The following is a 25252-nucleotide window of genomic DNA, read 5'->3' as shown; positions in this document are numbered from 1 at the left end:
AAGCCGCGTGCTGCCGCGCGGCGCCACGATTTCCGCCCTGGTGAGTTGGGGGGACAGGCAGTGGAAGGTGCTCGTGAAGGCGAACTGGATGCGGTGCCAGAACTGGGCGTCGCTCATCGTGGCCCCCCGTCCTCATCCGTCGAGGCGCCGGCGCCCACCGGCCGCGAGCGGCCCGAAGCAGCCTGCGACGCCGAGGCCGGATAAATGCGCACTCCGTCGTCCCCATATGAACCGAGAAGGACCTCCCCCTCGCCGTTCGCTCCTTCGATCAGGCGAGCGGAGCGGGCGCCCGTAAAATAGCTCCGCAGCCACTGGGCGAGCACCAGCAGCCGGTTGTGACACTGTTCGATGAAGAGGAGATGGATGAACATCCACATCCCGCAGGCGATGAAGCCCGAGAATCGGAACCGGCCGACCTGGGCGATCGCGGCGTTGCGGCCGATCGTGGCCATGCTGCCGCGGTCGTCGTATCGGAAGGCCGGCGGCGTCCGCCCCCGCCGACGCGCCAGGATGAGCCGGGCGACGTACGCGCCCGCCTGGAGGGCCGGCTGGGCGACTCCCGGCAGCGGCCGGCCGGCGGTAGCCTCGTACGCCGCGAGGTCGCCGATGACGAAGACGTCGGGGTGGCCCGGCAGCGAGAAGTCGGCGAGGACCTTCACACGGCCGGAGGGATCCACCTCCGACCCGGCCGCCAAGGCCAGCACGCTCCCGAGGGGCGACCCTTTCACGCCCGCGGCCCAAACCACCGTACGGGCGGCGACCGCCTCGATCGCCTCGCCGCGCCGGAATGCGACCAAGCCCGGGCGCACCTCCGTGACGACGCAACCTGTGCGGACCGTCGCGCCCAGGCGGGCGAGCGATTCCACGGCCGCACGGGTAAGCTCGACGGCGAAGGACGACAAGATGTCCTCCCCGCCCTCGAGAAGCAGGATTCGCGGCCTGGCCGCGGAGATCCTCCGGAACTCCCGCGGCAGGATCGAGCGGGCGAGTTCTCCGATGGCGCCGGCCATCTCGACGCCGGTCGGCCCGGCGCCGATCACCACGAACGTCAGCCAAGCCTCCCGCGCCTCGGGGTCGTCCTCGAGCTCGGCCGCCTCGAACGCAGACAAGATCCGCCGCCGGAGGGTCGTCGCGTCCTCGAGGGACTTCAGTCCCGGCGCGACCGCCTCCCAGTCGTCGCGGCCGAAGTAGTGGTTGCGGCCCCCGGCCGCCAGCACCAGCGTGTCGTAGGGGAAGTCGCGGCCGCGGCACCGCACGAGCTTGCCGACGAGGTCGAAGTCGACGACCTCCTCCAAGAGCACCTCGACGTTGCGTCGCCGCCGGAAGACCGTGCGGAGCGGCGTCGCGATGTTCGCGGGTGACAATAACCCGGTCGCGACCTGGTAGAGGAGCGGCTGGAACACGTGATGGTTGCGTCGGTCGATGAGCGTGACCTGCACCGCGGGACTTCGGAGCGACTTGGCGGCCCGCAACCCCGCGAATCCCCCTCCGACGATCACGACCCGGTGGACCCGTCCGTCGCTCATGGCATCCCCCCGGTGGCCGGCGTTTCGCCGCTCGATCGACCCTTGGCCCACGACTCGCCCCGGAGCTCGGCCACGCCGAGCACAATGTGCGATGAGTCCTTGCCGGACATCCTGCCGTGCTCGGCGAGGATACGGGCGGTCTCACGGATGACTTCCTGCTCCTCGAGGCAAGCGTGCTCTGCGCGGACGAGGAGTTCCGATGCGGCACCCTCGACGCGTGCACTCCCAAGGGGAACGATCCCGTCGCCCCTCCCCCTCCCGCGCGAGGGGATGATGGAATGGAAGGCCACGGCGGGGTCAATCCGAAGCTCGTCGAGGGCCGTGAGGAGTGGGCTGCCTGGCTCGAGTCCCCCGACGCTGGTCTGGGAGTTCAGGCGGAAGCCGGGCTCGAAGAAACCGGCGTCGTTGCATACGAGCAGCCGCCGGCGCACGTCGTCCGCGCCGTCCGTCACGCGGCAGATGCGATTCCCCAGGTCGCCAAGCACCCCCCGCGCGAGCGGGCTTCCGCGGTGGGGGGTCGCGATGAAGACGACGCGCCGCACTTCGGGCAGACGCTCGTAGATGAACGCCTCGCGCAGGAACCGGACGTCCGCCGCCGGGCCGGACATCCCGACGGGATCCTTCGCGCTGACAGTCCTCCAGAGCGTCGGCCCGGTCGTCCGCGCGGTCATCTTCGCCACCAGCCCTCCGAGGCTGTGACCGACGACGACCATGCGATCGAATGCCTCGTCGGTGCCGGCGGGGTCGAATACATCCCGCGCCCGCCGGATCGCCCGCCGGAGTCTCAGGGCCGAGAACGGGATCGAGTCGCCCGTCGCGTAGCCGAAGGTCCAGAACTGGTACCGGCTGCTAATCGCCTCGACGGCCTCGAGGTCCCGGACCATCCGATCCCACTGCCGGTCGCTGCCCCAGAGGCCGTGGACGAGGACGACGGGGATCTTGCCGCGCTCGTAGGGGCGGGGTACGGACAGCCCGGTCGGGCCTTGCCCCGCGTGATCGACGGATCTCGTCGGCGATACCAGGACTTGTGCCGACGCGCGTGGCTCGCTCGCGATGGCCGCCACGAAGAGGACACCCGACAAGATCCGCATCGCGAGCGGAGGAAGCGGGAGTTCCTTCCTCCGGGCCGCCCCCGGACGAGCGGAGAACAACCTCAAAGTCATCATCAGCCGATCGCCTCTCATCCGTTCGGTCCCCGTGCAAGCCAGCCTTCGATCGTCATAGCGGTCCGGGGGGCGGACGATGCGTGAATGGCGCGATACGTCTCGCCGTAGATCGACTCGTCCCTCGCGTGGAGTCTCTCGAGGCCCCTTCGCGAGAACGCGACGATCTCCTCGGCCCGCCCTTTTCGCTCCGACTCGTAACGGCGTAGGGCGCCGTCCACGTCGGCCGGATCGCTCTGGAGGCATCGGACGAGGACGTCCACGTCTTCCAGCGCCTGGCAAGCCCCCTGGCCGACCGTCGGCGTGGTCGCGTGGGCGGCATCGCCCAGGAGGGCCACCCGCACCGAGCTCCACCGGTCGAGATGCGGCAGGTCGCAGATCTCGAGGTGGATCGGCTCCCGGCCCTCGAGGCGTCGGAGCACGGCCGGAACCTGGGGGGGCCAACCTGCGAACAGCCGCTCGAGAAAGCCGCTCCAGCCCGTCGCGGGGCGAGGCCGCCCCCTGTCCCACGCGGCCGCGAAATTGAAGTAGACCCGGTTGTTTGAGAGTGGCAGGAGGCCAAAGCGTTTTCCCTCGCCCAGGTATTCCACCACGGTATCTTCCGGCTGCACGCCGTCGTTCGGGACGATCCCGACCCAGCTCGCGATGCCGGCGTAGGAGGGCTCGACATCTGGCGCAACCACGCTGCGTACGGCGGAATGGATGCCGTCCGCGCCCACGGCGAGGTCGCCGATCGCCTCGAGTCCTCCGTCGAAGTGCACGATCACCTCGGTGTCGGACTGGTCGAGGCCGATGCATCTCATCCCCAACTGAAGTCGCCCGGGTCCCACGGCGTCGAGGAGGAGATCCTGCAGGTTCGTTCGGCTCACGACGTAGCCCGGGGCCCCGCTTCGGTCCCAGATTTCTTTGAGCGGCAGCTCCGAGAGAGGCCGACCGTCCGGGCCGCGCATTACCAGGAAGTCCGGTCGATTGCCGATCGCGGCGAGACGCTCGCCCAGCCCGAGTGTCCTGAGGACCTTCACCCCGTCCGGCCAGATGAAGATCCCCGCGCCGGCGGGCCCGAGCTCGGATCGGCGCTCGTAATGCGCCACTTCGAACCCGACCCCGGCGAAGGCGAGGTGCGCGGAGAGGCCTCCGATCCCCGCGCCGACGATCACGATCTTCAATCGACCCTCCGACCTACCTCTCATCTCATACCCTCCTCGGATCAATCGATGAGCTTCAGCAAAGCCAAGTGACCGTCGGAATACGGCGGATAGCGAACGGGCAGGTCCAGGTGGATCGACCTGGCGAGCACCCCCTTGCGGTGGGTGAACGTCTCGAAGCTCCATCGGCCGTGGTAGCGCCCCATGCCGCTCTCGCCGACCCCGCCGAAGGGCAGTTCCGGCACGACCATGTGCATCAGGACGTCGTTGATGCAGGCGTTGCCGGAACTCGTCCGGTCGATGACCTTCTGCTGGGTCGCCTCGACGTTCGAGAAGACATACAGCGCGAGGGGCGATGGTCGGTCCGTCACGAACTCGATCGCCGCGTCCATGCTGGGGACGGCGAGCACGGGCAGGATGGGGCCGAAGATCTCATCGCGCATCACCGGAGCGTCGGGCGACACGCCTCGAAGGACCGTCGGGGCGATATAGCGTTCCTTGGCATCGGCCTGGCCGCCGCAAATGACTTCGCCGTCGTGGAGCAGCTTCGACAGCCTCTCGAAGTTGCGATCGTTGACGATGCGGCAGTAATCGGGGCTCGTCCGGGGGTCGTCGCCGTAGAAGGCCGTCACCGCGGCACGCAGATGGGCGAGCAGCTCCAACTCCACCGCCTCGTGCACCAGCACGTAGTCGGGGGCCACGCAGGTCTGGCCCGCGTTGCTGAACCGGCCCCAGGCGATCCGCCGGGCGGCGACCTCCAGCGACGCGTCCCGATCCACCAGGCACGGCGACTTGCCGCCGAGCTCGAGGACGACGGGGGTGAGATGCTTGGCGGCCTTCTCGAGCACAACCTGGCCGACCCGGCCGCCCCCGGTGAAGAAGATCATGTCGAACCGCTCATCCAACAGGGCCTGCGTCTCGTCGGCGCCTCCCTGGATCACCGCGACGGCCTCCGGGTCGAGGTGCCGCGGCAACAGGTCCGCCATCAAGGCGGAGGTGTGCGACGCGATCTCCGACGGCTTCAGGGCCGCCGCGTTCCCGCCCGCCAGGGCGCCCGCCAGGGGCGCGAGGAGCAACTGGACGGGGTAGTTCCAGGTGCCGATGATGAGGACCACGCCGAGCGGATCGTGGGTCGTCCAGGACCGCCCGGGCTGGGCCAGGAGCGACGTGTGCTTCCGCTCCGGCTTCATCCACCCGTCGAGATGCCGCAGGGCATCGTCGATCTCCTTGATCACGAAGCCGACCTCGGTGAGGTAGCCTTCGAGACGGGGCTTGCGGAGGTCGGCCCACAACGCCTCGAAGATCGCGGACTCTTCCTGCTTCAGGAGCCGCTTCAGGGCCTCGAGCTGAGAGCGACGCCACGAGACGGCGCGCGTCCGGCCGCTGCGGAAGCTTGCCCGCGCCTTGGCGACCGCCTCGACGACCGACGATCCCGTATTCATAAGTTGCGATGCCATCGGTGCGCCTCGAATTGGGGTCATTTCGACTTTGCCTTGACGACGACCGTCCCGCTCATGGACTTGCCGTGCACCTTGCAGTGGTACTTGAACTCACCCTCCGTATCGAACTTCACGGGTTTCGACGACTTCTCGGGCTCGATCTCGCCCGTGTCGAACGACTTCCCGTCGTCATCCGAAATCGCCGTGTGCTTCGTCCGCGCCTCGTTGCTCCAGACGACCGAGTCGCCGGCCTCGATTTCCAGCGTCTTGGGACTGAAGCTCAGGCTTTTCATCGTGACGGTGACTTTCTTGCCGTCGGAGCGCTTGCTGCCGTCCCCCCCCGGAGCCTGGGGGCAGAGCACCGCGAAAATCGTGACCGCGTAGCAGACGGGAAAGGCCCACTTGTTCTTCATGTTCATTTCCTTTCGATGGTTCGCGACATCGAGCCGTTGCGCGATCGCCGCAGTCCCGGAGGCGCGCGGTCAACGGAAGTGCGCGCGCCGCGCCGACGTGACGACACCTTGCAAGAACGGACCTGTTGGACGTCGGGTCCGCGTGTCGGACCGCTAGAAGTGCTTCATGTACTCGACGAGTGCCCGCTTGTCGTCGTCACCGAGTTCACGCCCGTAGCTGTGGCCCCGGTCTTCGATGAAGTCCGGGCACACGTTGACCTCGACGAGCTTCTCCATCAGCCGCTGCTCGCCAAGGGCGTGGTTCCTCGTCAGCAGCTCGGCGAACGCCTCTCTGGGTTGACCCTGCAAGACGCCGTCCACATAGGCCTGCAGAACCGTCTTCACGTCCTTCGGGTGTAGGTTCATGATCAAGTTGACAGGTGTGCCCTTGGGGACGTTGATCAGGTCAAGGTCCAGGCCGGGCAAGTCCGAGAAATCCGGCATCTGCTTCATCAGCATCGGAAGAAAGTCCGGCAGTTTGCTGGCCTGCGTGGTGACCACCATCGAACGAACTCCCGGCCGCCGTTCGGGCCGGAGCAGCTTGTTCATGCCGTCCTCGTAGGCGGCCATCCGGCCGGCCACGGACGGGTCGCCGTTGTATAACCCAACCGAGTTGTTGTGCAGGTAGGGCGCCGTGGCCCAGATGCTCACCAGGGGCGGCGTTCGGTAAAAGAGTTTCTTGGCGGTGAACTTGATGTCGTGCTTGCCGGTCAGTGGGTTGTAGAGCGGGATCGGCTTGCCGTCCTCGTCATGGTCGAACACTTGCTCGGCGCCTGCCTCGTTCAGCTTGAACCCGAGGCTCGACATCTGCCCGTAGCCGCCGCCCGCATCCCAGTTGGGGCTCAAGGTCCTCGCGACCTGCGTACCCAGCTCGGAGCACGGATAGCGCTCGTCGTCGGACAAAAAGTTGTTCGTGAGGAAGTCGTCCCGCAGCACGAAGTCGCGCCAGGCCTTCTTCCGTCCCTCGACGTCTCGGGGGTCCTTCGGAAGGTCCGCCGGCTTCTTGCTGCTGTGGCAGCTAGCGCAGTGGTCGGCGAAGGCGAGCTTTCCCTTGCGGAGTACATCCGAGTTCGTCGTGAGATAGTCCTTGCCGTTCTTATCCCCTTTTCCCTCGGCCTCGACGGCATCCTTGAGGGGGAAGCCGTCGTGGGTGCTCAGGTATAGCGCCATGTTCGGCATCCGAGCCTCGGTCTGCATCCACGGACTCTTGGGATCCTTGCGCACTTTGCCGAGAATATCGAATTCCGATTGCTTGAAGCCGCGTTCCATGCTCCCCTTGAGGTCGTACGGGTTCAGGGCCCAGGTCGGGAAAAAATCCTTGTAGCCGGACCCCTCGTTGACGTAGACGCGGGTTGCGGCGACCACCAGGCCCATCGAGTCGCCTCCGGGGGCCAGGACTCTCGGGGCACGGTAAGTCGGCTCGCGGTCGGTTCCGCCGAAGCCGTCGTTTTCGGGCAGGCCGACGTGCTTATTGACCGAATGCAACATGGCCTTCTGCTCGGGCGAAATTCGGTCCGCATGAGCAAGCTTGAGTCGATCGTTCAGGCGGTAAATCGAGTTGATCAGGACGGGGTTGTTGATGAAGTCCGACGGGAAGCGCGTCGTCTCACTCGTTCCCGGCGATTGGTTGTGCAGGTACTGCCAGGCGAAGGTGTCCCTCGGCATGTCGTAACCGAACAACATGCCTTCGCGGAAATACTGGCTGCCGATATGAGAATCCAGGTTCTCCCACTTCGGCTCGGCCGGATTCCTCGGCGGCCGGTTGGGGTTGAAGGCCGTGTGGCAGAAGGTGCAGGCCATCCCGACGAGGTACGGCGGCTCCACGCTGCTCGCGTCGTCGAGGTACTTGTCGATGGACCATTTCTTCGCGTCGAAGCTCTTGTTCTTGAAGAGCTGCAGGCCGACGACGCCGCTGGAAAAGCCGAAGACTTCGGGGTCCCAGGTGAGCGCGCCGTCCTTCATCCGGTCGATCTTCAGGCCGTACTGGTCGGGTTTGTCCGCGGGTACGCAGTCGGGGTCGTTGATGAGCCCGATCTTTTCCCACCGCTCGGGACGCGGCACGGTCTGCAGCATCCGAAACAGATCAATCCGGGCGGTGAGCACGTTCGCCTTCTTGCTGGTTAGCTTGGCCTGCTCGCGCCAGAATCCCGGGTTATCGACGCCGCACCACCAGTGCCAGGTGTCCATGCCGTCGCCGACCTTCGCCGGATCGACGCCATAGCGCCTGGCGGCCTCGTCGGTATGGGTCTTCCGATACCAGTCGTACGTCTGCTCGCCGTCCTTCACTGGCCGACCGAAGGTGTAATCGACCTCGTCGCCCTCCGCGGCGAGCGCGGCGGCGCGCCCCCCCCCGAGACTCCACAGGGCCGCCAGGGCAAACGCGGTCATGGCGCCGCTTGCGACGATTCGCGAGCTCCGAATGTTCATGATTGCTCCTCTCGTTGATGTCGGGCGCGATCAGGGACGCACTGCCGGACGGCACGCGGGTTTCCCTAGGGCCGTTCCGCAGCCCATGCTGTGCCTGCCACCGCTTTCATGAGGCGCCGGTCCGCGCCCTAATCATTCCCGTATAGAACGTCCAGGCGTTGATGCGCCATGGCGAATCCCGCCGGGAGATCCATCCCGCCTCCGACGACCTCGAAGTAGCTCGCCGATTCCCCCGTGGCGGCCCTGGCCAGCGCGGCGTCGAGCTCGCCGAGCGTGATGACTTTCGACGTGAGCCAGCCCTGACAGCCCAGGGCGGCGGGCAGGGCGTGGTAGATCCAGGGGGCGAGGTCGTTGTAGACCAGTCAGGGTCCGCCTCGAGCGCCCGCTCGACCATGTAGCCTCCGTTGTTGAGGACGAAGATGATCGGCTTCAGCCCGTGACGCGCCATGGTCCCGACGTCGGCGGCGGTCATCTGGTGCGAGCCCTCCCCGGTGAAGAGCACGGTCCGCCGCGACGGGTCCGCGGACGCGATGCCCAGCGTGGCCCCGGTGGCCCGACCGATCGAGCCCCAGATGGGTTGAAGCTGTACTTCCGAATCCTCGGGGAGCGGGAGCGGGATCATCCCGGAACTCATGCTGCCGCTCTCGAGCACGATCCGATCCAGCGGCTTCAGGAAGTCTCGAAACCGGGGGTACATGCTCACCGCGAAGATCGGGTCGTCCGGCAGCCCACCGGGCTTGCCAGGCGCTTCCTTGGGCGGCGCCGTGTATCCGAATTTCTTCTTGGCGGCACGGGCCAGGCCGTCGAAGACGTCGCCCATGCGGACGGGGTTATAGATTCGATCCGCGATCCGGACGTGATCCACATCGATGGTGATGAGCTTCTCGGGATCAATGCGTCTCGTGCAGGCGGACGTGTTGACCTCGTTGAAGCTGACGCCGCCGGCGTCGATATCGACGTCCGCACGCTCGACCGCCTCGAGGACGGCGGAAGACGACGCAGCCCCGGAATAAATCCCGACGAACTGGGGATGGGCCTCGGACAGCACCCCTTTGTCCATCGCCATCGCGACGAACGGGCAGCCCAGCGCCTCGATGAGCGCCTGGAGCTTCTCCTGGAGCTGGAACCGCGAGACCGTGTAGACGGGGATGACGGCCAGCGACCTGGCGGCCTCGACCCTCTCGGCGATCGCCGCGACGGCCTTGGCCAGGTCGGGGCCGCTCGCGGGCCTCGGGTATGGGGCCGGGGCGGAACCGTTGACCGGCGTGACGGCGTAGTCTGCGGCGACGAGTATGTAGGCGGGCCGGCTCTCCGCCCGCGCCGTGGCGATCACCCGCTCCATCTCGTGGGCGCGGTTGTCGGGAGTGATCACGGCCGAGACGCACGCCGCCTGGGCCGAGATGTTGGCGAAGTTCTGGAACTCGCCGTCGCCGAGCGTGTGATGGACGACCTGTCGGGTCCGCCGCTTGCGCGTCGCCGGCATGCCGATGAGGTGGAAGACGCAGGACCGCCCGGCCAGGGCCCCCATCACGCAGTTGAGCGCGGACAGCTCGCCGACGGCGTACGTGGTCAAGAGCATCGAGCAGCCCCGAACGCGTGCGTAGCTGTCGGCGGCGTAGGCCGCGCCGAGCCCGTTGGAGCAGCCGATCCAGCGGATCATCTCGCTCCGGGCGACCGCGTCGCAGAGCTTGAACGCGAAGTCCCCCGGGACGCCGAAGCAGTCTTTGATCCCTTCGCGTGCGAGCCGTCGGACGATGTAATCCGCGACAGTCGGCTGCTGACTCATTGGATCTTCTCCGAATAATCGACCCCTGTTTCAACGAATCTTTGTGGGGGGCCATGACACTGGGTCAGCCATTGCTCGCCTCGGGTGGAGGCCACTCGCAGGATCGCTCCGCTGGGCGTTACATCGGGGTGCATTTGAAGGATCGCGGCTTAGCAGTCCGGGAACTCGACACAGAGCTGCACCTCGTGGAGGGCCTCGACCAGGGCTGTACTCCGGGAACCGAACCCGGCCCGGATCTGCTCTTCAAGCCGAGCACTATCCTTCACGGAGGAAACATCGAACCGCTGATGTAAAGGCCGGCCCGAACCCGAACTGGCCCGCCCCGCCCGGGCGATTCGAGGCCGACGCTCGGGGGGCGAAGGGAGCCTCCGTCGCATCCCCGCTTCCCCGGTCGTTAGTACTAAGCGTGGCGAGCGCGCACCCCGCCGAAGTAGGATGGAGATGGATGCAACGACACTCGATCCGAAGGTTTGGAAAATGAGTCAAGAGCGCACCACCGCCGTGGTCCAGCGCTACCTCGACGAGCTGGACGGGGATTCGCCCGCCGAGCCGATCGTCCGGGCCTTGCTCGACCGGTCCGTCCAACGACTTCGCCTGCTGTGCGCCACCTTGCTGCACCGGAGCTATCCGCGCCTGACGCAGCCGCCGTTGAACGTACAGGCCGAGGAACTGCTGGGCGCCGTGGCGGAACGGCTGCTCAAGGCGCTCCGCGAGGCCCGTCCCCGGACCGTCCGCCAGCTCTTCGCGCTGGCCAACCAGCACATGCGCTGGGAGCTCAATGACCTGGCCCGCCGCTTAGATGAACAGCCGGCCGCCGCGGAGTTGCATGACGAGCTCGTGCCGTGGGCCGCCAGCAGCGCCTCGGGCCTAACCCCGGACGGCCTCCGCATGCTCCGCGCGATCGACGAGTTGCCGGAGGACCAGCGGGAAGCCTTCGACCTGGTCCGCATCCAGGGGCTGACCCAGGTGGAGGCCGCCGAGTTGCTCGGCGTCTCGACGGTGACGGTGAAGCGTCGCTTGAGCCGCGGCCTGCGGCACCTGGCGGAGCAACTGGCCGACCTCCGCCCCGGCGAGGAGCCGCCCGAGTCGGTGTAGGTGCATGCCGGCGGCACGGGGGCTCGCTGGGGGTCGCGGTCCCGGACGCAGCCGCCTAGGGGGGCCCGGACATGGCTGCCGAATCGCTGGTCCAGCAATTACTCGACGAGATCTCGGACACCGGGCGCGCTCCGGAAGAGGTCTGCTGCGCCTGCCCCGAGTTGCTCCCGGAGGTCCGTCGACGCTGGAGGCAGATTTGCGCCGTCGAGGCGAAGCTCGATGCGTTCTTCCCTGTGTCGGGACATGGCCCCGACGCCGATACCAGCCCTTCTGGGCACGGCGGCGCCAACTTGCCGCGGATCCCGGGCTATAACGTGGAGGCTTTGCTCGGCCGCGGGGGCATGGGCGTCGTCTACAAGGCCCGGCACCTCCCCCTCAACCGCCCGGTCGCCCTCAAGATGCTCATCGCCGGCGCCTACGCCGGGCCGTCCGAGCGGGCGCGGTTCCAACGCGAGGCGGAGGCGGTGGCGAGCCTGCGCCACGCGAACATCGTCGCCGTCTATGACGTGGGCGACCACGAGGGGTGCCCGTATTTCACCATGGAGCTCCTCGAGGGCGGCAGCCTGGCGCAGGCCCTGGGGGGCGTGCCGCAGCCCTCCCGTCAGTCGGCCGAGCTCCTGATCACGCTGGCCGAGGCCGTGCAGGCGGCCCACCGGGCCGGGATCGTCCATCGCGACCTGAAACCGGCCAATATCCTGCTCACAGCCGACGGCACGCCCAAGATCGCCGATTTCGGGCTGGCGCGGCATTTCGATGCAGCGCCGGAGCTCACATGGAGCGGAGCTCGCATCGGAACTCCCAGCTACATGGCCCCCGAGCAGGTGAACGGAAAGACGGGAACGATCGGGCCGGCCGCCGACATCTACGCCCTCGGCGCCCTGCTTTATGAAATGCTCACCGGCCGCCCGCCGTTTCGAGGCGAGAGCGCGACCGACACGCAACGGCAAGTCGTCGATGACGAGCCGGTGTCCCCATCGCGGTTGAACACCAAGGTTCCTCGAGACCTCGAGACGATCAGCCTGAAGTGCTTGTCCAAGGAGCCGCAACGTCGCTACGCCAGCGCCGCGGAGCTGGGCGACGATCTGAGACGGCTCGAGGAGGGCCGGCCGATCCAGGCTCGGCCCGTGAGCTCGAGTGAGCGATTGTGGAGATGGTGCCGGCGCAACCCGACGGGTACGGCCCTATTGGTCACGGCGCTGGCCTTCCTCGGCGTTGTCGTGGGCAGCGGGTTCTGGCTGCAACGACAGCAGGCCGTGCGGCGAGCGGAGACGGCACGACGGGAGGGGCAGCAGTCAAAGGCCGGAGAGGCCGTTCTGGAGCAGGCCGCGGCCCTCGAGAAGCAAGGTCGGTGGCCGGACGCGAGGGCCGTGCTGGAGGCGGCGCCGAGCCTGGTGGACACCCCCGCCCTGACGGAGCTTCGCCGGCGAGTGCTCCATGCGCTCGCCGACGCGCACTTGATGACCGAGTTGGAGGAGATCCCGCTACGCCTTGTGGAAGGCAGAGCACCCTCCGGACATCGGCTGTACGCCGAGGCTTTTCGGCAGTACGGAATTACGCTGCCGGCGCCGGATCCCGAGCAGGCGGCGTCGCAGATCCGCAATTCGACCATCCGCGAGACGCTGTTGCCGTTCCTCCACGACTGGATGTTCTTCTGGGGATCCAATGCGGACAGGGATCGGTTGTGGGCCGTGCTGGAGCGTGTGGACGACGATCCTTGGCGCCGCCGATTACGCAATACAGTGCGGGGGGCCTATGATGCCGGCGAGCGAATGGCCTTGTTACGGTCCAAGGAGGCTCCCGACCAACCGCCGCTGATCCTCGGTGGGCTGGCGTACGCGATCATGAACCGTAGCGCGGAGCGGGAGGAAGCGCGGGCCCTCGTGCGAACCGCTCAGCGCCGCCACCCTGAGGATTTCTGGATCAACTTCCACCTGGGTTACCTCATACTGGAGGAGAGCCCGCAGGAAGCCGTCGGCTACCTTCGCGCCGCGGTGGCCAGTCGTCCACAGAGTAGTCAGGCCCTCATCCTGCTGGGCCGAGCATTACATGACGCCGGCGACGTCGACGGAGCCGTCGCCGCCTTCCGCAAGGCCGTTCCACTTACGTCGAATCGCGCGGGCGCCCGAGACCTGGCACGCGCCCTGGCCCAAAGGGGCGGGCTGGAGGAGGCGCGTGACGTCTGGGCGAAGTTCCTGAAGACGTCTCCGCCGGATTACGACCCTTGGGATGGCTACGCACAACTTTGCGCATTCCTCGGAAACGACGACGCGTACCGCTGGGCCCGCAAGGCCCTACTCGAGCGCGCCAGAAACGGAGCCGACCATTGGTCCATCGCCGAGCGCGACAGCCTGGCCTGTCTGCTGCTCCCGGCTTCCGGGGAGGAACTCCGACGAGCGGTCGCGATCGCGGACCAAGCCGTGGCGACGGGCCCGAAGTTCCTACCCGAGAGAGCTTGGCCCCAGTTCGCAAAGGGACTGGCGACGTATCGCCAGGGTCGACCGCTGCAAGCCGTGCCCATCTTGCAGGAGTCGGCCGCACTGATTCCCAACCGCGCGAGTCCGAGGTTGGTGCTAGCCATGGCCCAGTTCCGATCCGGCTCTGAGGCGGAATCTCGCAAGACGTTGGCGGCAGCCATCCGGGCCTACAACTGGATGAATTCTCAGGCAGACCACCCTGCGGCGTGGGCCAGTCACGTGCTGCGCTCCGAGGCCGAGGCGATGATCCTCTCGAACCGGCCCGCGTTCCTCCGGGGAGTGTATGAGCCGCAGGACAACGACGAGCGTCTTGTGCTGGCGGGGTCTTGCCAGTCCCAGGGCCGCTACCATCGTGCGGCGCGTTTATACGCCGCGGCGTTTGCAGCCGACCCGGACCTGGCCGACAACTTGACCACGGAGTGCCGTTACCGGTCGACCGAAGAGGAGCCCTTTTACGAACGAATGGAGTGCGTGAACACGGAGACCAGGTACATTGCGGCTCGCTGCGCCGCGGTCGCCGGGTGCGGGCTGGGAAAGGATGGGGCGGAGTTGAGCCGAGCCGAGCGAGCACGCTGGCGCGAGCAAGCGCGCGCGTGGTTGCTGGCCGACCTGGCCCTGTGGGGGAAGACGCTGGAGGGCGGTTCCGAGCGGGACCTCAGCCTGGCCAGGAAGATGTTGACGCACTGGCAGGTCGAACCCGACCTGGCCGGGATACGTGACCTGAAGGCCCTGGATTCGGCGTCCGCGGAGGAGCGAAACGATTGCTTCGCGCTATGGGATGAAGTCGGCACTGTGCTCCGGCGGATCGCGGTGCTGGAGCGCGCCATCGTCCTCGACCCCAAACGAGCGGACCCTCGACGGTCCGTACCAACGGAGCTGATGCGGCAAGGACGGCTGGAAGAGGCTCGGATCGCCTGGCAGAGCGCCCTCGAGCGCAACCCGCTCGATCACGATGCCTGGTTCGGATACGCCGAGCTGTGCCTGTTCCTCGGCCGGGAGGACGAATACCGCCGCGCCCGGCAGGCGTTGCTCGCGAGGTTTTTTACAACCAACAATTCGTACTTCGCGGAACGAACTAGCCGGGCGTTCCTGCTCCGCCCCGCGACGGGTGACGAACTGCGCCAGGCTGTCGCCCTCGCCCGACGCGCCGCGGAGTCCAACCCATCGGCTCATGGCGGGGACTATTCCTGGTTCGTGTTCGCCCGAGGCCTGGCGGAATACCGTGAGGGAAAGTTCGATCAGTCAATCGCTACGATGCGCGGCGATGCCTTCCGCCTCGACGGGCCCATGCCCCGCCTCGTCCTCGCGATGGCGCTGCACCAGAAGAGACAGTTCGTCGAGGCCCGTAAGATGCTTGAAACAGCCATCCTGTCATATGATTGGCGGGTGGATCAGGCTCGCGATCAGGGAGCCTGGATCTGCCACGTGCTCCGTCGCGAGGCCGAAGGCCTGATCCCCCCGGTGACCATGCCCGAATAGCCCTTGCGAGCGGTTGATGGTCGCGGGATTAATCCCTGTATTATCAGCTGAGCACCCGCCTCATCCTTTCGCTTTGTCCACGCAGCCTGTAGCCGTGCGGAAGAGGACGTTTGACCGAGAGCCGGATGGCCTGAGCTGCCGGACGCTAGAACGCTTCGGTGAGGTCGCCCGCTTCAGCCGGCATCGGCGTATCTCCGTCGGCAGCAAGGGCACTCGCTGCCGCTGCCCTTCACCAGTGCATGGAAGGCAGTCGGCTGCGGCAGCGACTTGATGGCCCGGAACGCCAGAGGTGCCCGGTGGGCGTAATGGCGATAGGTGATCCCGCCGATCGAGTGGCCCAGGATCTCCACCGACGACTCCGGCACGTTCTCGTCGTGGTACGTCGCGCAGGTCTTTCGGAGGTCCTTCAGCTCCCAAGACTCCTCCCGACCGGTCTCGATATCCAGCCTGGGTTTGATGCCGGCGAGCGAACAGAGCGACTGGAACCGGGAGTTCGGGCGGGCCCCGCCGCCGAGGAAGACCCGAGAGTCGGGTCGCGGGTCGGCCGGCATGATGTCCCGGAGGTGAGCGTGGACCACCCGGTTCATCGGGCGATGGAACGCCTTGCCCGTCTTCACCCGCCGGTAGAACAGCCAGCCCCACGGCGACCGCTCCTTGACCTCGCGGTCGGGCGAGGGCCGTTCCCACGAGACGTGCCGCCAGAGCATGGGCTCGTGGGACGGCGTCGATTCCCAGACGGTCCCTGTGTCCACGCCGTAGTTGAAGAACAGGACCAAGGCGGAGCGCCAGTACCGGCCGATCGGCAGCGGGGCGTCCCAGCCGCGAGGCCGCGACATTGCGTGGGTGGCGAAGTAGAGGGCGTTGATCTCGGCCTTGGTCAGGTAGTGGCGGCCGGCGACGTCGCGCTGGTCCCTGGGACCGGGGAATCGCGGCGGCGCCTCGATCAACTCCTGCTCCCAGGCCCAGGAGAGCACGGCCCTGAGGTGCTCGCGGGCCTTGTTTGCGGTACGACCCGGGTTGGTCCCCTCGTCACTGACGGCCTGCTCGTGGACCCAGTCGAGGAACTCGCGGACGTCCTTGCGCCTCAGCTGCTCGATCGGCCCCGCGCCGCCCCACCGCTCCCACTTCCGGATGGTCGAGGCGTACTCGTTGCGCGTCCCGCGGGATAAGCCCTTGGCGCGGGCATAGCTCTCGGCCGCCGACTTGAACGTCGTCGACATTCCTCGGCCCCCATCCATGAGGTCCGTTCGCCGAACGGGGAATCTCACGATCACGTAAGTTCCAGACCTCTGAATCGGGCGATGGCGTATGGAACGATCGTGAAAATCGCCGCGAGGGCAACCGAGCCTGCAGAAGGTTCCTGCTGGGGCGAGTTGCACGAGGACACGGCCTGGCGGACCGAAGCGGGCCGGTCACTTGGGGTCGTGGATCCGGCCGCCGATGCGGAAATCGTCGAAATCGACCACACCGCCCGGCGTGCTGGTCGCGAAATGGAACAGGGCGAAGCGGTAACCCATGAAATGCGGCAGGGTGTAGGTCATTCTGAGCGGCCTGCCGATGTCCGACCAACTCTCGCCGTCGAGGCTGTAGGCGAAGCGGGCCGTGTCGGCCCGACCCCGGAAGTCGCATTCCAGCCTGAGGAAGACGGTGTCCTGGGTCAGCGGCACGACCTCGACCTCCCTCGGCGGGTCGGACTCCGCGCTCACCGTGACGAGGGACTTCGCACCCTCTGCCGCCTTGACCCCGATGAAGCCGTACCGCTTCTGGAGCGTGGCCAGGCCGGCGACGTCGCCGTCCTTCATGTGGGCCGCGTCCAAGGCCACCGTGGCCGAGCAGGTCGGGCCGAAGGTCCGCTGGGTTAGGGTGTTGCGAGCGGCCAGGAAATCGGCGTCGACCCGCCCGGTCGTGAGTCGAAGGAACCCGGGACGCGCCGTGAGCGACCAGTGCTCGTCCTCGGGGTTGTGGTTCCACTGCCAGGCCAGGGGGAGCGCCGGCTCGCCGGGCGCCCTGTCGAAGTCGTCGGAGGCGACGACGCCCCGCACGCCGAGGGTACTCGGGGGAAGATCCAGCGTCGCGGGCAGCTTGCCTTCGACCCCCATGACGGGCCAGCCGTCCTCCCACTTCACGGGGACGAGGAACGGGACGCGGCCGACCGCGCCGTGATCCTGGAAGAGCATCGCGTACCAGCCGCCCTCGGGCGTGTCGATCAGGCCGCCCTGGGCGACGCCCCGGTCCTGCAGCGCGACCCGGCCCTCGTAAGGGCCGGTCAGGCGGTCGGCCCGGAAGATGAGCTGGGTGCGCATGCCGCCGCGGGGCCAGGTGATGTTCGAGAGGTAGTATCTCCCGTCGATCTTGCGCAGCTGAGAGCCCTCGGCGGGCAGGCCGATGTTCGGTCCGGCCACGGCGGCGGCGTTCGGGACGATGACCTGGTCCATCCCGCCGGGTTTGATCCCCGAGAGGTCGGGGTTCAGCTCGGTCAGCCGGATGTCGCCGCCTCCGTGGACCATGTAGACGAGGCCGTCGTCCTCGAAGAACAGGGATTGGTCGTGCAGCGCGGGTCGGAAGGACGTTTTCTCCCAGGGGCCCTTCTCGGGGTCCTTCGTCCGGTAGACGTAGGTCTTGCCGGTGGTTCCGGAGGACGTCGTGACGTGGAAGACGCCCTCGTGGAACCGCAGGCTGCTCGCCCACGAGCCCCTGCCGTAGGCGCTCTTCCCATTTCGGAGCGCCAGCGCATCGTCGTCGTCGAGGACGTCGTAGGCGTAGCCGACGAGCCGCCAGTCCACGAGGTCGTGCGACTTCATGATGGGCAGCCCCGGGCTCATGTGCATCGTGGTGCTGCTCATGTAGTAGGCGTCGGCCACGCGGACGACCGCGGGGTCCGGCACGTCGGCCCAGAGGATCGGGTCGCCGGCCCGGGCTCGGACCTCCTGCGCGGGGGCCGTCGAGGGGCCCGCGACGCCGGACCCGAGCCCGAGCGAGAGTACGACCGCCGCGAACCTGGAGCGCATCTCGATCCTCCCGTCCGGTTTGGTTCGATCCGATCACTCGGCCGCCGTCTTCAGCCTCAGGATCGTGAACGAGTGGGGCGGGAAGGTGTGCGGGAAGCTCGTGGAGGCGCCGGCGAGCGTCTCCCGCCGGGGTGCGACCTTCTTCGGGTCGTCGAGCGTGTTGACGGCGCCGGGGTCGCCGGCGATCACCAGCGCGGTCCCGTCCGGCTCGATGCGGCCGACGCCGCGAATGTCGACGGTCGCGACTACGGGCGTCCGCCCCATGTTGACCACCTTCACCAGGACGGCGTGATCCGCCCGGTCTTGGGTGGCGGTGGCGAGCGTCGAGGCGGGGGCGGCGGCCGGTCGTTCGTCGGCGGCCTCGGTCACGAGCTTGTCGTCGATGAAACCGCGCATGCGGCGGCCGGCGACCTCCAATCGCAGGTCGTACCAGCGCCCGGCCTCGACGGTGAACGGGGCCCCGGTCCCATAGGGCGTCCGGCCGCCGCCGTCGGCGGCCTCGCAGCGGGCCAGGGTGTTCTCCCAGCCGCCGACGTTCCACCAACGGTAGTGATCGTCGTCGGCGGCGTGCCAGATGACGATGAAGCCCTCGGAGCCGCGGACCTTGCGGGCCCGCAGCCGGAGGGTGTAGTCCGTCCAGCCCGCATCGCCCGTGAAAGCCCACGTCTCGGCGTCGCGCGCGGCGGGCCTGATGGACCCGTCCCGGACGGTCCAGTCGCCGCCGGCGGATCGCCAGCGGCTCACGTCCCGGGCCTGCTCCGAGTTGAGCAGCGCGCGGCCGTCGGGGGCCGTGACGGAGAGGTCCGCATACTCGACCTCGGTACGCCACGAGCCCACGCCGATGCGCCCGCGCGCCGGCTCCTCGCCGGCCGGGGCCGGCGGGACCTCGAACCGCGCGGGCAGGACGACGTCGCCCTTGTTCTGGGCGAGCATGACCTGCGCGTGGTAGCTCGGCGAGCCGAAGCTGCGCAGGGCGTCGTACCCGATCAGGTTCGTGTTCCACTGCCAGGCGCGGGGGTACCCCCTGGCGGGATCGGCCTCGTTCAGGTTCACGAGCAGCGGCGCGTAGCACTGCATCGGCACGACGTCGGAGTTCTTCTCCAGGCCCATGATGAACGCGGCGTCGGCCAGCGCGGCGTTGAGGTTCGGGGTCGGACGCCCCTCCTGCGTGGCCCACTCGCCGACGAACGTCTTGACGCCGTCCGGCTGTCGCCCGTTCCAGCCGCCGCCGGCGAACGCCGGCGGCGGCGAGCCGGAGGGCCGCGGGTCATAGAGGCTCGACATCCCGAAGAGTTGGCCGGCGCTGCGGTAGAAGTGATCGTCGACGAGGTCCGGCCTGAAGCTCTTCACGGGCGCGGACGCGATGATCTTCAGGTGCGGGTACTTCTCCCGGATCGCCCGGGCCATCTGCGTGAACCGGCCGTCGTAGCTCCCCGAGCGGTCGAACCAGTCCTCGTTGCCGATCTCGACGTAGCGCAGCGGGAACGGCTCGGGGAAGCCGTCGGCGGCCCGCTTGGCCCCCCACGCGCCGTCCGCCGGGCCGGCGATGTACTCGATCTCGTCGAGCGCCTCCTGCGTGTAGACGGCCATCTCCGGGCTGCCGGCGTCGAAGTGGTCGCCGTTCAGGACGTAGCCGGCGAACACGCCCAGGATCGGCTCGGCCCCGAGCTGCTTGCACCAGAGCAGGAACTCCGGCAGGCCGAACCCGTCGGACGAGCGATAGCCCCAGGGCGCCATATGTCCGGGCCTCGACTCGACCGGGCCGATCATCTTCTTCCAGTTGAACCGGTCGGCGAACCGGTTCCCCTCGAGATAGTTCCCGCCCGGCAGGCGTATGAACTTCGGACGCAGTTCGGCCATCAGCTCCATCAGGTCGGGCCGCAGCCCGTTCGGCGCGCCCTGATAGGTGGGCGGGAACAGCGAGACCAGGCTGAAGGCGACGCTCCCCGCGCCGTCGGCGGAGAGGACGAAGCGGGCCTTCGCGGTGGTCGGGGCGTCGGGTCCGGTGGCGAGTTTGACGGTGTACTTCTTCCACGCGCCGGTGATCGGCGGGGACGGCGAGGAGGCGACGACGGCGTCCCCTTGGTCGAGCCGGATCGATGCGGTGACGGGGCCGTCGAAGCCGCCGGCGGCCTTCGCGTAGAAGGTGGCGGTGTAGGTCGCGTCCGGGCGCACCGGGATGCCCCAGAAGCCGTCGTTCGCGACGCCGGATTCGCCGCCGGCGAAGTCGAGCCGGAGGCTCAGCGGCAGGGCGGGGCTCACCGGGTCGGCGTCGTCGATCGCGGCCTTTCCGGTGCCGAGGACCGACCAGTGGATGGGCAGGCGGTCGCGGGGGCCGCCGGGGCCGCCGCCGCCGGGGCCGCGGCGCTCGGGCCGAGGGTCCTGGAAGGTGCGGTTCTGAATCAGCTCGGCGAACAGGCCGCCGTCGTAGGCGTGGTTGATCTCCTCGGTCATCAGTCCGAAGAACTCCGCCGGTATGGTCACGCCGGGCTTGCTCACGTCCACCTCCAGCGTGGCCGGCGCCTGGGCGTGTCCCGCGCCGGCGCGGGCGAGCAGGGCGATCGCGACGAGCGTCGGCGCAGCCGTCGATCCGCGCCAAATCGAGGTGATTCTCCGCATGAGGGTCTCCAGCTCCGGTTCGTGACCGCGGGCCTCGTCGGGTCGTTCGGCGGCTCTCACCGGAAGATCCGCTGGGCGAAGTGATACAGGTTGTTCTTCCACTCGGTCGCGTCGTGCCCGTGGCCGTCCACGTGCCAGACGTGCGGGACGTCCTGCTCCTTCAGGTGGGCGTGGACGCCCTGGCTGATGCGGAGCAGGCCGTCCTTGTCGCCGCAGGCGACCCAGAGCAGCCTCAGCTTCTCGCGGGCGGCCTTCGGCTCTGGGACGAGCTCCGCGGGCGGCCTCGTGTTCGGGGCGGACGAGAACCCGCCGACCCAGGCGAAGGCGTCCAGGTTCCCCAGCCCGAAGTTCAGGGCCTGGCCGCCGCCCATCGACAGGCCGGCGAGGGCGCGGTGCTCGCGGTCCGCCTGCACGGAGTAGCGGGCCTCGATCGTGGGGATGACGCTCTCCAGCAGGTCTCGCTCGAAGGCGGCGAAGGCCGGGGCGGAGGCGAAGACGTCCCCTTCCGCCCGGTCGTTCTTCTGCGCCCGACCGTTGGGCATGACCACGATCATGGGCAGGGCCTTCCCATCGGCGATCAGGTTGTCGAGCACGAGGTCCGGGTGGGCGATTCGCTGCCATTCCGTCTCGTCCCCGCCGATGCCGTGGAGCAGATACAGGACCGGGTACTTCATCTCCTTCGAGTAGCGCGGCGGGGTGTAGACCTGCATCTTGCGAGTCGCGCCGACGGACCTGGATTCGTACGGAATCATCTCCAGCTTGCCGTGCGGCACGTCCTTCTGCGCGTCGATGTCGGCGGGCGGCTCGGGGACCGCGGGCACGTCGTCGGGGTTCAGCACGATGGCGCCGCGCAGCGGCCGGCCGGGCCGGGGTTCGGGCGAGGTCTGGGCCGCCGCGGCGGGCTGGGCGGCGGTGGCGAACAGGAGCGGGGCGAACTCGCGCAGGCAGCGGCGCCACGTCAGCCACTCGTGCGACGTGCCCGGCGACTCGTAATAGACGTGCTTGACGCCGGCCTGCTCGAGCGCCTCGTGGTAACCCTTCACGCTCGCGTACATCCGCTCCGGCTCGGTCGTGCCGATGCCCAGCCAGAGCAGGCGGACCCTGGCGTTGAACGCGGACGCGTCGGCCATGACGCCGCCGTGGTCCGTCTTGGCGTCGAACGGGACGCCGCCGAATCCCCCGCCCGCGCCGCTGAAGCCCCCCAGGTGCGCGAACAGGTCGAGGTGATTGAGCCCGATCTGGAAGGTCTGCATGCCCCCCATCGAGAGCCCGGCCATCGCCCGGTGCTCGCGGTCCGGGATGGTGCGGTAGGTCGCGTCGATCATGGGGATCAGGTCCTCGACCATCACCGCCTCGAATGTGGCGAACATCCGGCTCAGGTCGGGGCGCGGGGGGGGCGCCTGGCCGGGCGTCGCGGGACGCGGCGGGCCCGGGAAGGGGGCCGTGTCGCCGGGCCGACGCGCGTAGCCCTGCTCCATCACCACCAGCATCGGCCTCGCCTTCCCGCCGGCGAGCAGGTTGTCGAGGATGAAGCCGACGCGGCCCTGGTTCGGCCAGCCGCGCTCGTCCTCGCCGCCGCCGTGCTGCAGGTAGAGCGCCGGGTACCGCGTCTCGCGATCGGCGTCGTAACCGGGCGGGGTGTAGACGAAAATGCGCCGCCACCCCTGGGTGGTCTTGGAGAAGTACCAGCGTTCGCGGATCTCGCCGTGCGGCACGTCCTTCGGGAGGTGGTGATCGACGCCCTCCTCGGGAATCTCAACGCCGCTCGTCATCTTGCCCGTCCCGAAGAACGTCTCGCTGCCGGGATCGTTGACCTCCGCGCCGTCGACGAAGACGCGGTAGTAGTGGAACCCCGGCGCCTGCGGTTTCGTGGTCGCGGTCCAGGCGCCGTCCTCGCCCTTCTCCGCGGGATACCGTTGCTCGTCGAAGAATCCGAAGACGACCTTCTGGGCGTCCGGCGCCTTGATCCGGAACGTCACGCGACGGTCCGGGTGGATCCGGGGGAACTCCGATCCTCGGATGTTGCTGGACGCGGGGACGGCGCCGTCCGACTTCGGAACAGCTTCTTGATAGGAAGCCGCCGCCAGGATCAGGGGCAGCAGGCCGGCGAAACACACACTGGGCATGGGCGGACCTCCCGGGCGGTGCTTGCGAGTCGACGGAGAACCGGATCAAGGCGTGTTCAGAAGCTTTAGGACGGCCTCGAAGGCGGGCTTGAGCTTGCGATCCCACAGCAGCGGGTGATTGGTGCGCCGCCCCGCCGGATAGAAATTCAACCAGGACGTCCCGTCGTGCGTGCCCCAGAAGGTGACGCGGGCCACCACGCCGGGGTGATCGACGGCGACGCGGAAGATCCGGGCGTAAAAGCGGGCCTGCGCCTCGGCGACTTCGGCAGGCAGCCCCTCGGTGTAGGGATCCGCGCCGCCCTGTTCGCGGGCGGCGACGTCCGCGCCCCGGCCGCGGCGCGGCAGGACGTCCACATCCAGCTCGGTGACGGCGACCTTCACGCCCTCGGCGGCGAGAGCCTCGACGGCCCGCTTCAGGCGGTCCGTCGCGTCGGTATCGCCCAGCACGAAATGGGACTGGATGCCGACGGCGTCGAGGCGCACGCCCGCGGCCTTCAGCTCGCGGACCAGCCGGAGCGTCTTCTCGAGCTTCGCGGGGGCCTCGTTGCCGTAGTCGTTGTAATACAGCTCGGCGTCGGGATCGGCCGCGCGGGCGAACTGGAAGGCCTTGACGATGTAGTCGCCGCCGATGGCTCGGAGTGCGGGCGTGTCGCGGAGGTGCGCGTTCGGGGCGTCGCCGATCGCCTCGTTGACCACGTCCCAGCCGAGGACCCGACCCCGGTAACGGCCCACGACCGCGGCGACGTGGGCTTCGAGGTTTTTCAGCGCCTCGTCGCGCGGCAGCGGCTTGCCGTCGTCGCCAGCGAACAACCATCGGGGCGACTGGCTGTGCCAGCAGAGGGTGTGCCCGACCACCTTCATGCCATGCCGCCGCGCGAATTCCACGATCCGGTCGGCCGCCTCGAAGCGGAACTGGTTGGGACGCGGCTGGAGCGACATCGGCTTGAACTCGTTCTCGGCGGTCAGGCAATCGAACTGCTCCGCGATCAGCGCCGCCAGCCCGGCATCGTCGAATTGCCGCGACGAGACCGCCGCGCCGATGAGGAGTCGCCCCCTTGCGGCCTGCCACAAGGTCCCGGCCTCGGGATCGACCGCCTCGATGCCCATCGGGACGCCCGAGTCGCCCGGGTGCGCCGCCCCTGGGCCGGGGCCATCGGAGCCCATCGCCGCGGCCGTCAGAAGTGCGAACGCCGGGCGCCACCAGCCACGGAGGCCGATGCGGCGGCGCGAGACCAGGGGTCGAGAAGGCATGGGTGTCGCGTCCGCCATTCCTGAGGCCAGGGAAGCATGGGCAAACGATTGCCTACGCGAGTGTAACTTGACAAATCCCGCTGTCAACACCCATCATGCCCGGGAGCCGGCGCTCTCGGGCCCGGGGCGAACGCTCGCCGATCCGGGAGACGTCGTCACCTCGCCGACGTGGCGATTTGTGAAAGGAACCTTGTTGGGACGTCCCCCGACCCTCTCCGACGTCGCCCGGCTTTGCGGGGTGGCCCCCTCGACGGTCAGCCGCGTCCTCAACCGGAAAGGGTCGTTTTCGGCCACCCCGGCCGTTCGCCAGAAGATCCTCGACGTGGCCGAGCAACTCGGCTACGTGCCGAACCTGGCGGCGCGGGGCCTGATCCAGCGGACCTCGCGCGTCGTCAGCCTCTTCGCCACGCCCACGATCCATGTCGCGGAGGGCGTGTACGAGCCGTTGATCGAGGGCGTCTTGGAGGTCCTCCACGCCAGCGACTACGAAGTGTTCTTCGACCTGAGCGCCGGCAGCAGGCGTCGGGCCCCGTTCTTTCGCTTCGACGGGGCCCTGCTGCTCCAGAGCCCGCGGCCGGAGATCGTCGCGGAACTGGACCGCCGCCGCGTCCCGTACGTGTGCGTCAACGAGACCGTGGGCGCCCCCGCGGCGCAGGTCCTGGCGGACGACCGGATGGGCGTTCGTCTTGCGGTCGAGCATCTGGCCCGGCTCGGCCACCGTCGCCTTGCGTATGCCAATGCGCGGGCGACGTCCCTGCCCCACTACTCGATCGCCGAGCGCCACGACGCTCTGACGACCGCCTCGAAGGAGCTCGGGATCGAGCTCGACGAGCGCCACGACGCCCCCTTCGCGAGCGGCGACGAGTTCCTTCGCGAGGCCGTGATCGACCGACGCGCGACGGTCGTGCTCTGCTATGACCACCAGATCGCCGTGACGCTCGTCGGCGCGGCGGCGGGGTTGGGCCTGGAAATCCCCGGGGACTTCAGCCTCATCTGCTTCAACGACGTCTTCCCCGTCTCGCTGTTGCCGACGCCCCTGACCGCGGTGAGCGTGCCGGCGCGGGACATGGGGCGGACCGGCGCCGAACAATTGCTTCACAGCCTGGCGGCGCGAGGGCCGGCCCGGATGAGGGAGATCCGCCTGCCGGAAGTCCTGGTGACGCGACGCTCCACGGCTCCTCCCCCGTCGAATCAGGATCGTCCGCGCGGCCGCTGACCCGCTTCGATCGCGTGTCGACGCAGCCTGCGTCGGTGTGGTCGAC

The 25252-nt window shown here is 68.3% G+C and carries 15 protein-coding genes; 3 read left to right on the top strand and 12 right to left on the bottom strand.

The window, feature by feature from the left end:
* Window positions 1-113 precede the first annotated feature (113 nt).
* The 7 genes from PZE19_RS16615 to PZE19_RS16585 form a co-directional block, all read right to left on the bottom strand.
* Window positions 114-1526, bottom strand: coding sequence for an NAD(P)/FAD-dependent oxidoreductase (locus PZE19_RS16615; protein ID WP_277861752.1), 1413 nt, complete (start codon window positions 1524-1526; stop codon window positions 114-116).
* A complete protein-coding gene (locus PZE19_RS16610; RefSeq protein ID WP_277861751.1) occupies window positions 1523-2710 on the bottom strand; it encodes an esterase/lipase family protein in 1188 nt (395 codons plus the stop codon). The genes PZE19_RS16615 and PZE19_RS16610 overlap by 4 nt, the downstream gene beginning before the upstream one ends.
* Window positions 2707-3846 carry an FAD-dependent monooxygenase gene (locus PZE19_RS16605; protein ID WP_277864360.1) on the bottom strand — a complete coding sequence of 380 codons (1140 nt, stop codon included), beginning with the start codon at window positions 3844-3846 and terminating at the stop codon, window positions 2707-2709. Before PZE19_RS16605 ends, PZE19_RS16610 begins: the two co-directional genes overlap by 4 nt.
* Window positions 3847-3896: 50 nt before the next feature.
* Window positions 3897-5291, bottom strand: coding sequence for an aldehyde dehydrogenase family protein (locus tag PZE19_RS16600; RefSeq protein ID WP_277861750.1), 1395 nt, complete (start codon window positions 5289-5291; stop codon window positions 3897-3899).
* 20 nt (window positions 5292-5311) lie between these two features.
* Window positions 5312-5686, bottom strand: coding sequence for a cupredoxin domain-containing protein (locus PZE19_RS16595; protein ID WP_277861749.1), 375 nt, complete (start codon window positions 5684-5686; stop codon window positions 5312-5314).
* A 153-nt stretch (window positions 5687-5839) separates the two neighbouring features.
* Window positions 5840-8152: a c-type cytochrome gene (locus PZE19_RS16590; RefSeq protein ID WP_277861748.1), complete on the bottom strand. Its 2313-nt coding sequence runs from the start codon at window positions 8150-8152 to the stop codon at window positions 5840-5842.
* A 106-nt stretch (window positions 8153-8258) separates the two neighbouring features.
* Window positions 8259-9938: an alpha-keto acid decarboxylase family protein gene (locus PZE19_RS16585; RefSeq protein WP_277861747.1), complete on the bottom strand. Its 1680-nt coding sequence runs from the start codon at window positions 9936-9938 to the stop codon at window positions 8259-8261.
* 477 nt (window positions 9939-10415) lie between these two features.
* Here PZE19_RS16585 and PZE19_RS16580 point away from each other — a divergent pair, with 477 nt between their 5' ends.
* Together PZE19_RS16580 and PZE19_RS16575 are read left to right on the top strand one after the other, a co-directional pair.
* Entirely contained in the window at window positions 10416-11033 is a 618-nt protein-coding gene (locus PZE19_RS16580) for an RNA polymerase sigma factor (RefSeq protein ID WP_277861746.1), read from the top strand.
* 71 nt (window positions 11034-11104) lie between these two features.
* Window positions 11105-14986, top strand: coding sequence for a serine/threonine-protein kinase (locus PZE19_RS16575; RefSeq protein ID WP_277861745.1), 3882 nt, complete (start codon window positions 11105-11107; stop codon window positions 14984-14986).
* A gap of 173 nt (window positions 14987-15159) precedes the next feature.
* Here PZE19_RS16575 and PZE19_RS16570 read toward each other — a convergent pair whose 3' ends face one another.
* From PZE19_RS16570 to PZE19_RS16550, 5 genes are all read right to left on the bottom strand, one after another.
* Window positions 15160-16206: a tyrosine-type recombinase/integrase gene (locus PZE19_RS16570; protein ID WP_277861733.1), complete on the bottom strand. Its 1047-nt coding sequence runs from the start codon at window positions 16204-16206 to the stop codon at window positions 15160-15162.
* Window positions 16207-16398: 192 nt separating this feature from the next.
* Window positions 16399-17994: a glycoside hydrolase family 43 protein gene (locus PZE19_RS16565; protein WP_277861744.1), complete on the bottom strand. Its 1596-nt coding sequence runs from the start codon at window positions 17992-17994 to the stop codon at window positions 16399-16401.
* Between the two features lie 33 nt (window positions 17995-18027).
* Window positions 18028-20613 carry an alpha-L-arabinofuranosidase family protein gene (locus PZE19_RS16560; RefSeq protein WP_277861743.1) on the bottom strand — a complete coding sequence of 862 codons (2586 nt, stop codon included), beginning with the start codon at window positions 20611-20613 and terminating at the stop codon, window positions 18028-18030.
* A 56-nt stretch (window positions 20614-20669) separates the two neighbouring features.
* On the bottom strand, window positions 20670-22739 hold the full coding sequence (locus tag PZE19_RS16555; RefSeq protein WP_277861742.1) for an alpha/beta hydrolase-fold protein: 2070 nt from the start codon (window positions 22737-22739) through the stop codon (window positions 20670-20672).
* A gap of 45 nt (window positions 22740-22784) precedes the next feature.
* Window positions 22785-23990, bottom strand: a complete 1206-nt coding sequence (locus PZE19_RS16550; protein WP_277861741.1) for an endo-1,4-beta-xylanase — start codon at window positions 23988-23990, stop codon at window positions 22785-22787.
* Window positions 23991-24183: 193 nt separating this feature from the next.
* Between PZE19_RS16550 and PZE19_RS16545 the strand changes: the two genes are divergently transcribed.
* The gene (locus PZE19_RS16545; RefSeq protein ID WP_277861740.1) at window positions 24184-25206 is read left to right on the top strand and encodes a LacI family DNA-binding transcriptional regulator; all 1023 of its coding nucleotides are present in this window, start codon (window positions 24184-24186) and stop codon (window positions 25204-25206) included.
* The last annotated feature ends 46 nt before the right edge of the window (window positions 25207-25252 follow it).

This window comes from Paludisphaera mucosa, assembly GCF_029589435.1.
Taxonomy (GTDB): domain Bacteria; phylum Planctomycetota; class Planctomycetia; order Isosphaerales; family Isosphaeraceae; genus Paludisphaera; species Paludisphaera mucosa.
This window is presented reverse-complemented; position numbering and strand designations above follow the sequence as displayed.

Bases quoted from the DNA above. Each gene is read 5' to 3' on its own strand.
- PZE19_RS16610 (WP_277861751.1), bottom strand. From the start codon at position 2,710: ATGAGAGGCGATCGGCTGATGATGACTTTGAGGTTGTTCTCCGCTCGT.
- PZE19_RS16585 (WP_277861747.1), bottom strand. From the start codon at position 9,938: ATGAGTCAGCAGCCGACTGTCGCGGATTACATCGTCCGACGGCTCGCA.
- PZE19_RS16575 (WP_277861745.1), top strand. From the start codon at position 11,105: ATGGCTGCCGAATCGCTGGTCCAGCAATTACTCGACGAGATCTCGGAC.
- PZE19_RS16550 (WP_277861741.1), bottom strand. From the start codon at position 23,990: ATGCCTTCTCGACCCCTGGTCTCGCGCCGCCGCATCGGCCTCCGTGGC.
- PZE19_RS16595 (WP_277861749.1), bottom strand. From the start codon at position 5,686: ATGAAGAACAAGTGGGCCTTTCCCGTCTGCTACGCGGTCACGATTTTC.
- PZE19_RS16555 (WP_277861742.1), bottom strand. From the start codon at position 22,739: ATGCCCAGTGTGTGTTTCGCCGGCCTGCTGCCCCTGATCCTGGCGGCG.
- PZE19_RS16570 (WP_277861733.1), bottom strand. From the start codon at position 16,206: ATGTCGACGACGTTCAAGTCGGCGGCCGAGAGCTATGCCCGCGCCAAG.
- PZE19_RS16615 (WP_277861752.1), bottom strand. From the start codon at position 1,526: ATGAGCGACGGACGGGTCCACCGGGTCGTGATCGTCGGAGGGGGATTC.
- PZE19_RS16600 (WP_277861750.1), bottom strand. From the start codon at position 5,291: ATGGCATCGCAACTTATGAATACGGGATCGTCGGTCGTCGAGGCGGTC.
- PZE19_RS16590 (WP_277861748.1), bottom strand. From the start codon at position 8,152: ATGAACATTCGGAGCTCGCGAATCGTCGCAAGCGGCGCCATGACCGCG.
- PZE19_RS16560 (WP_277861743.1), bottom strand. From the start codon at position 20,613: ATGCGGAGAATCACCTCGATTTGGCGCGGATCGACGGCTGCGCCGACG.
- PZE19_RS16580 (WP_277861746.1), top strand. From the start codon at position 10,416: ATGAGTCAAGAGCGCACCACCGCCGTGGTCCAGCGCTACCTCGACGAG.
- PZE19_RS16565 (WP_277861744.1), bottom strand. From the start codon at position 17,994: ATGCGCTCCAGGTTCGCGGCGGTCGTACTCTCGCTCGGGCTCGGGTCC.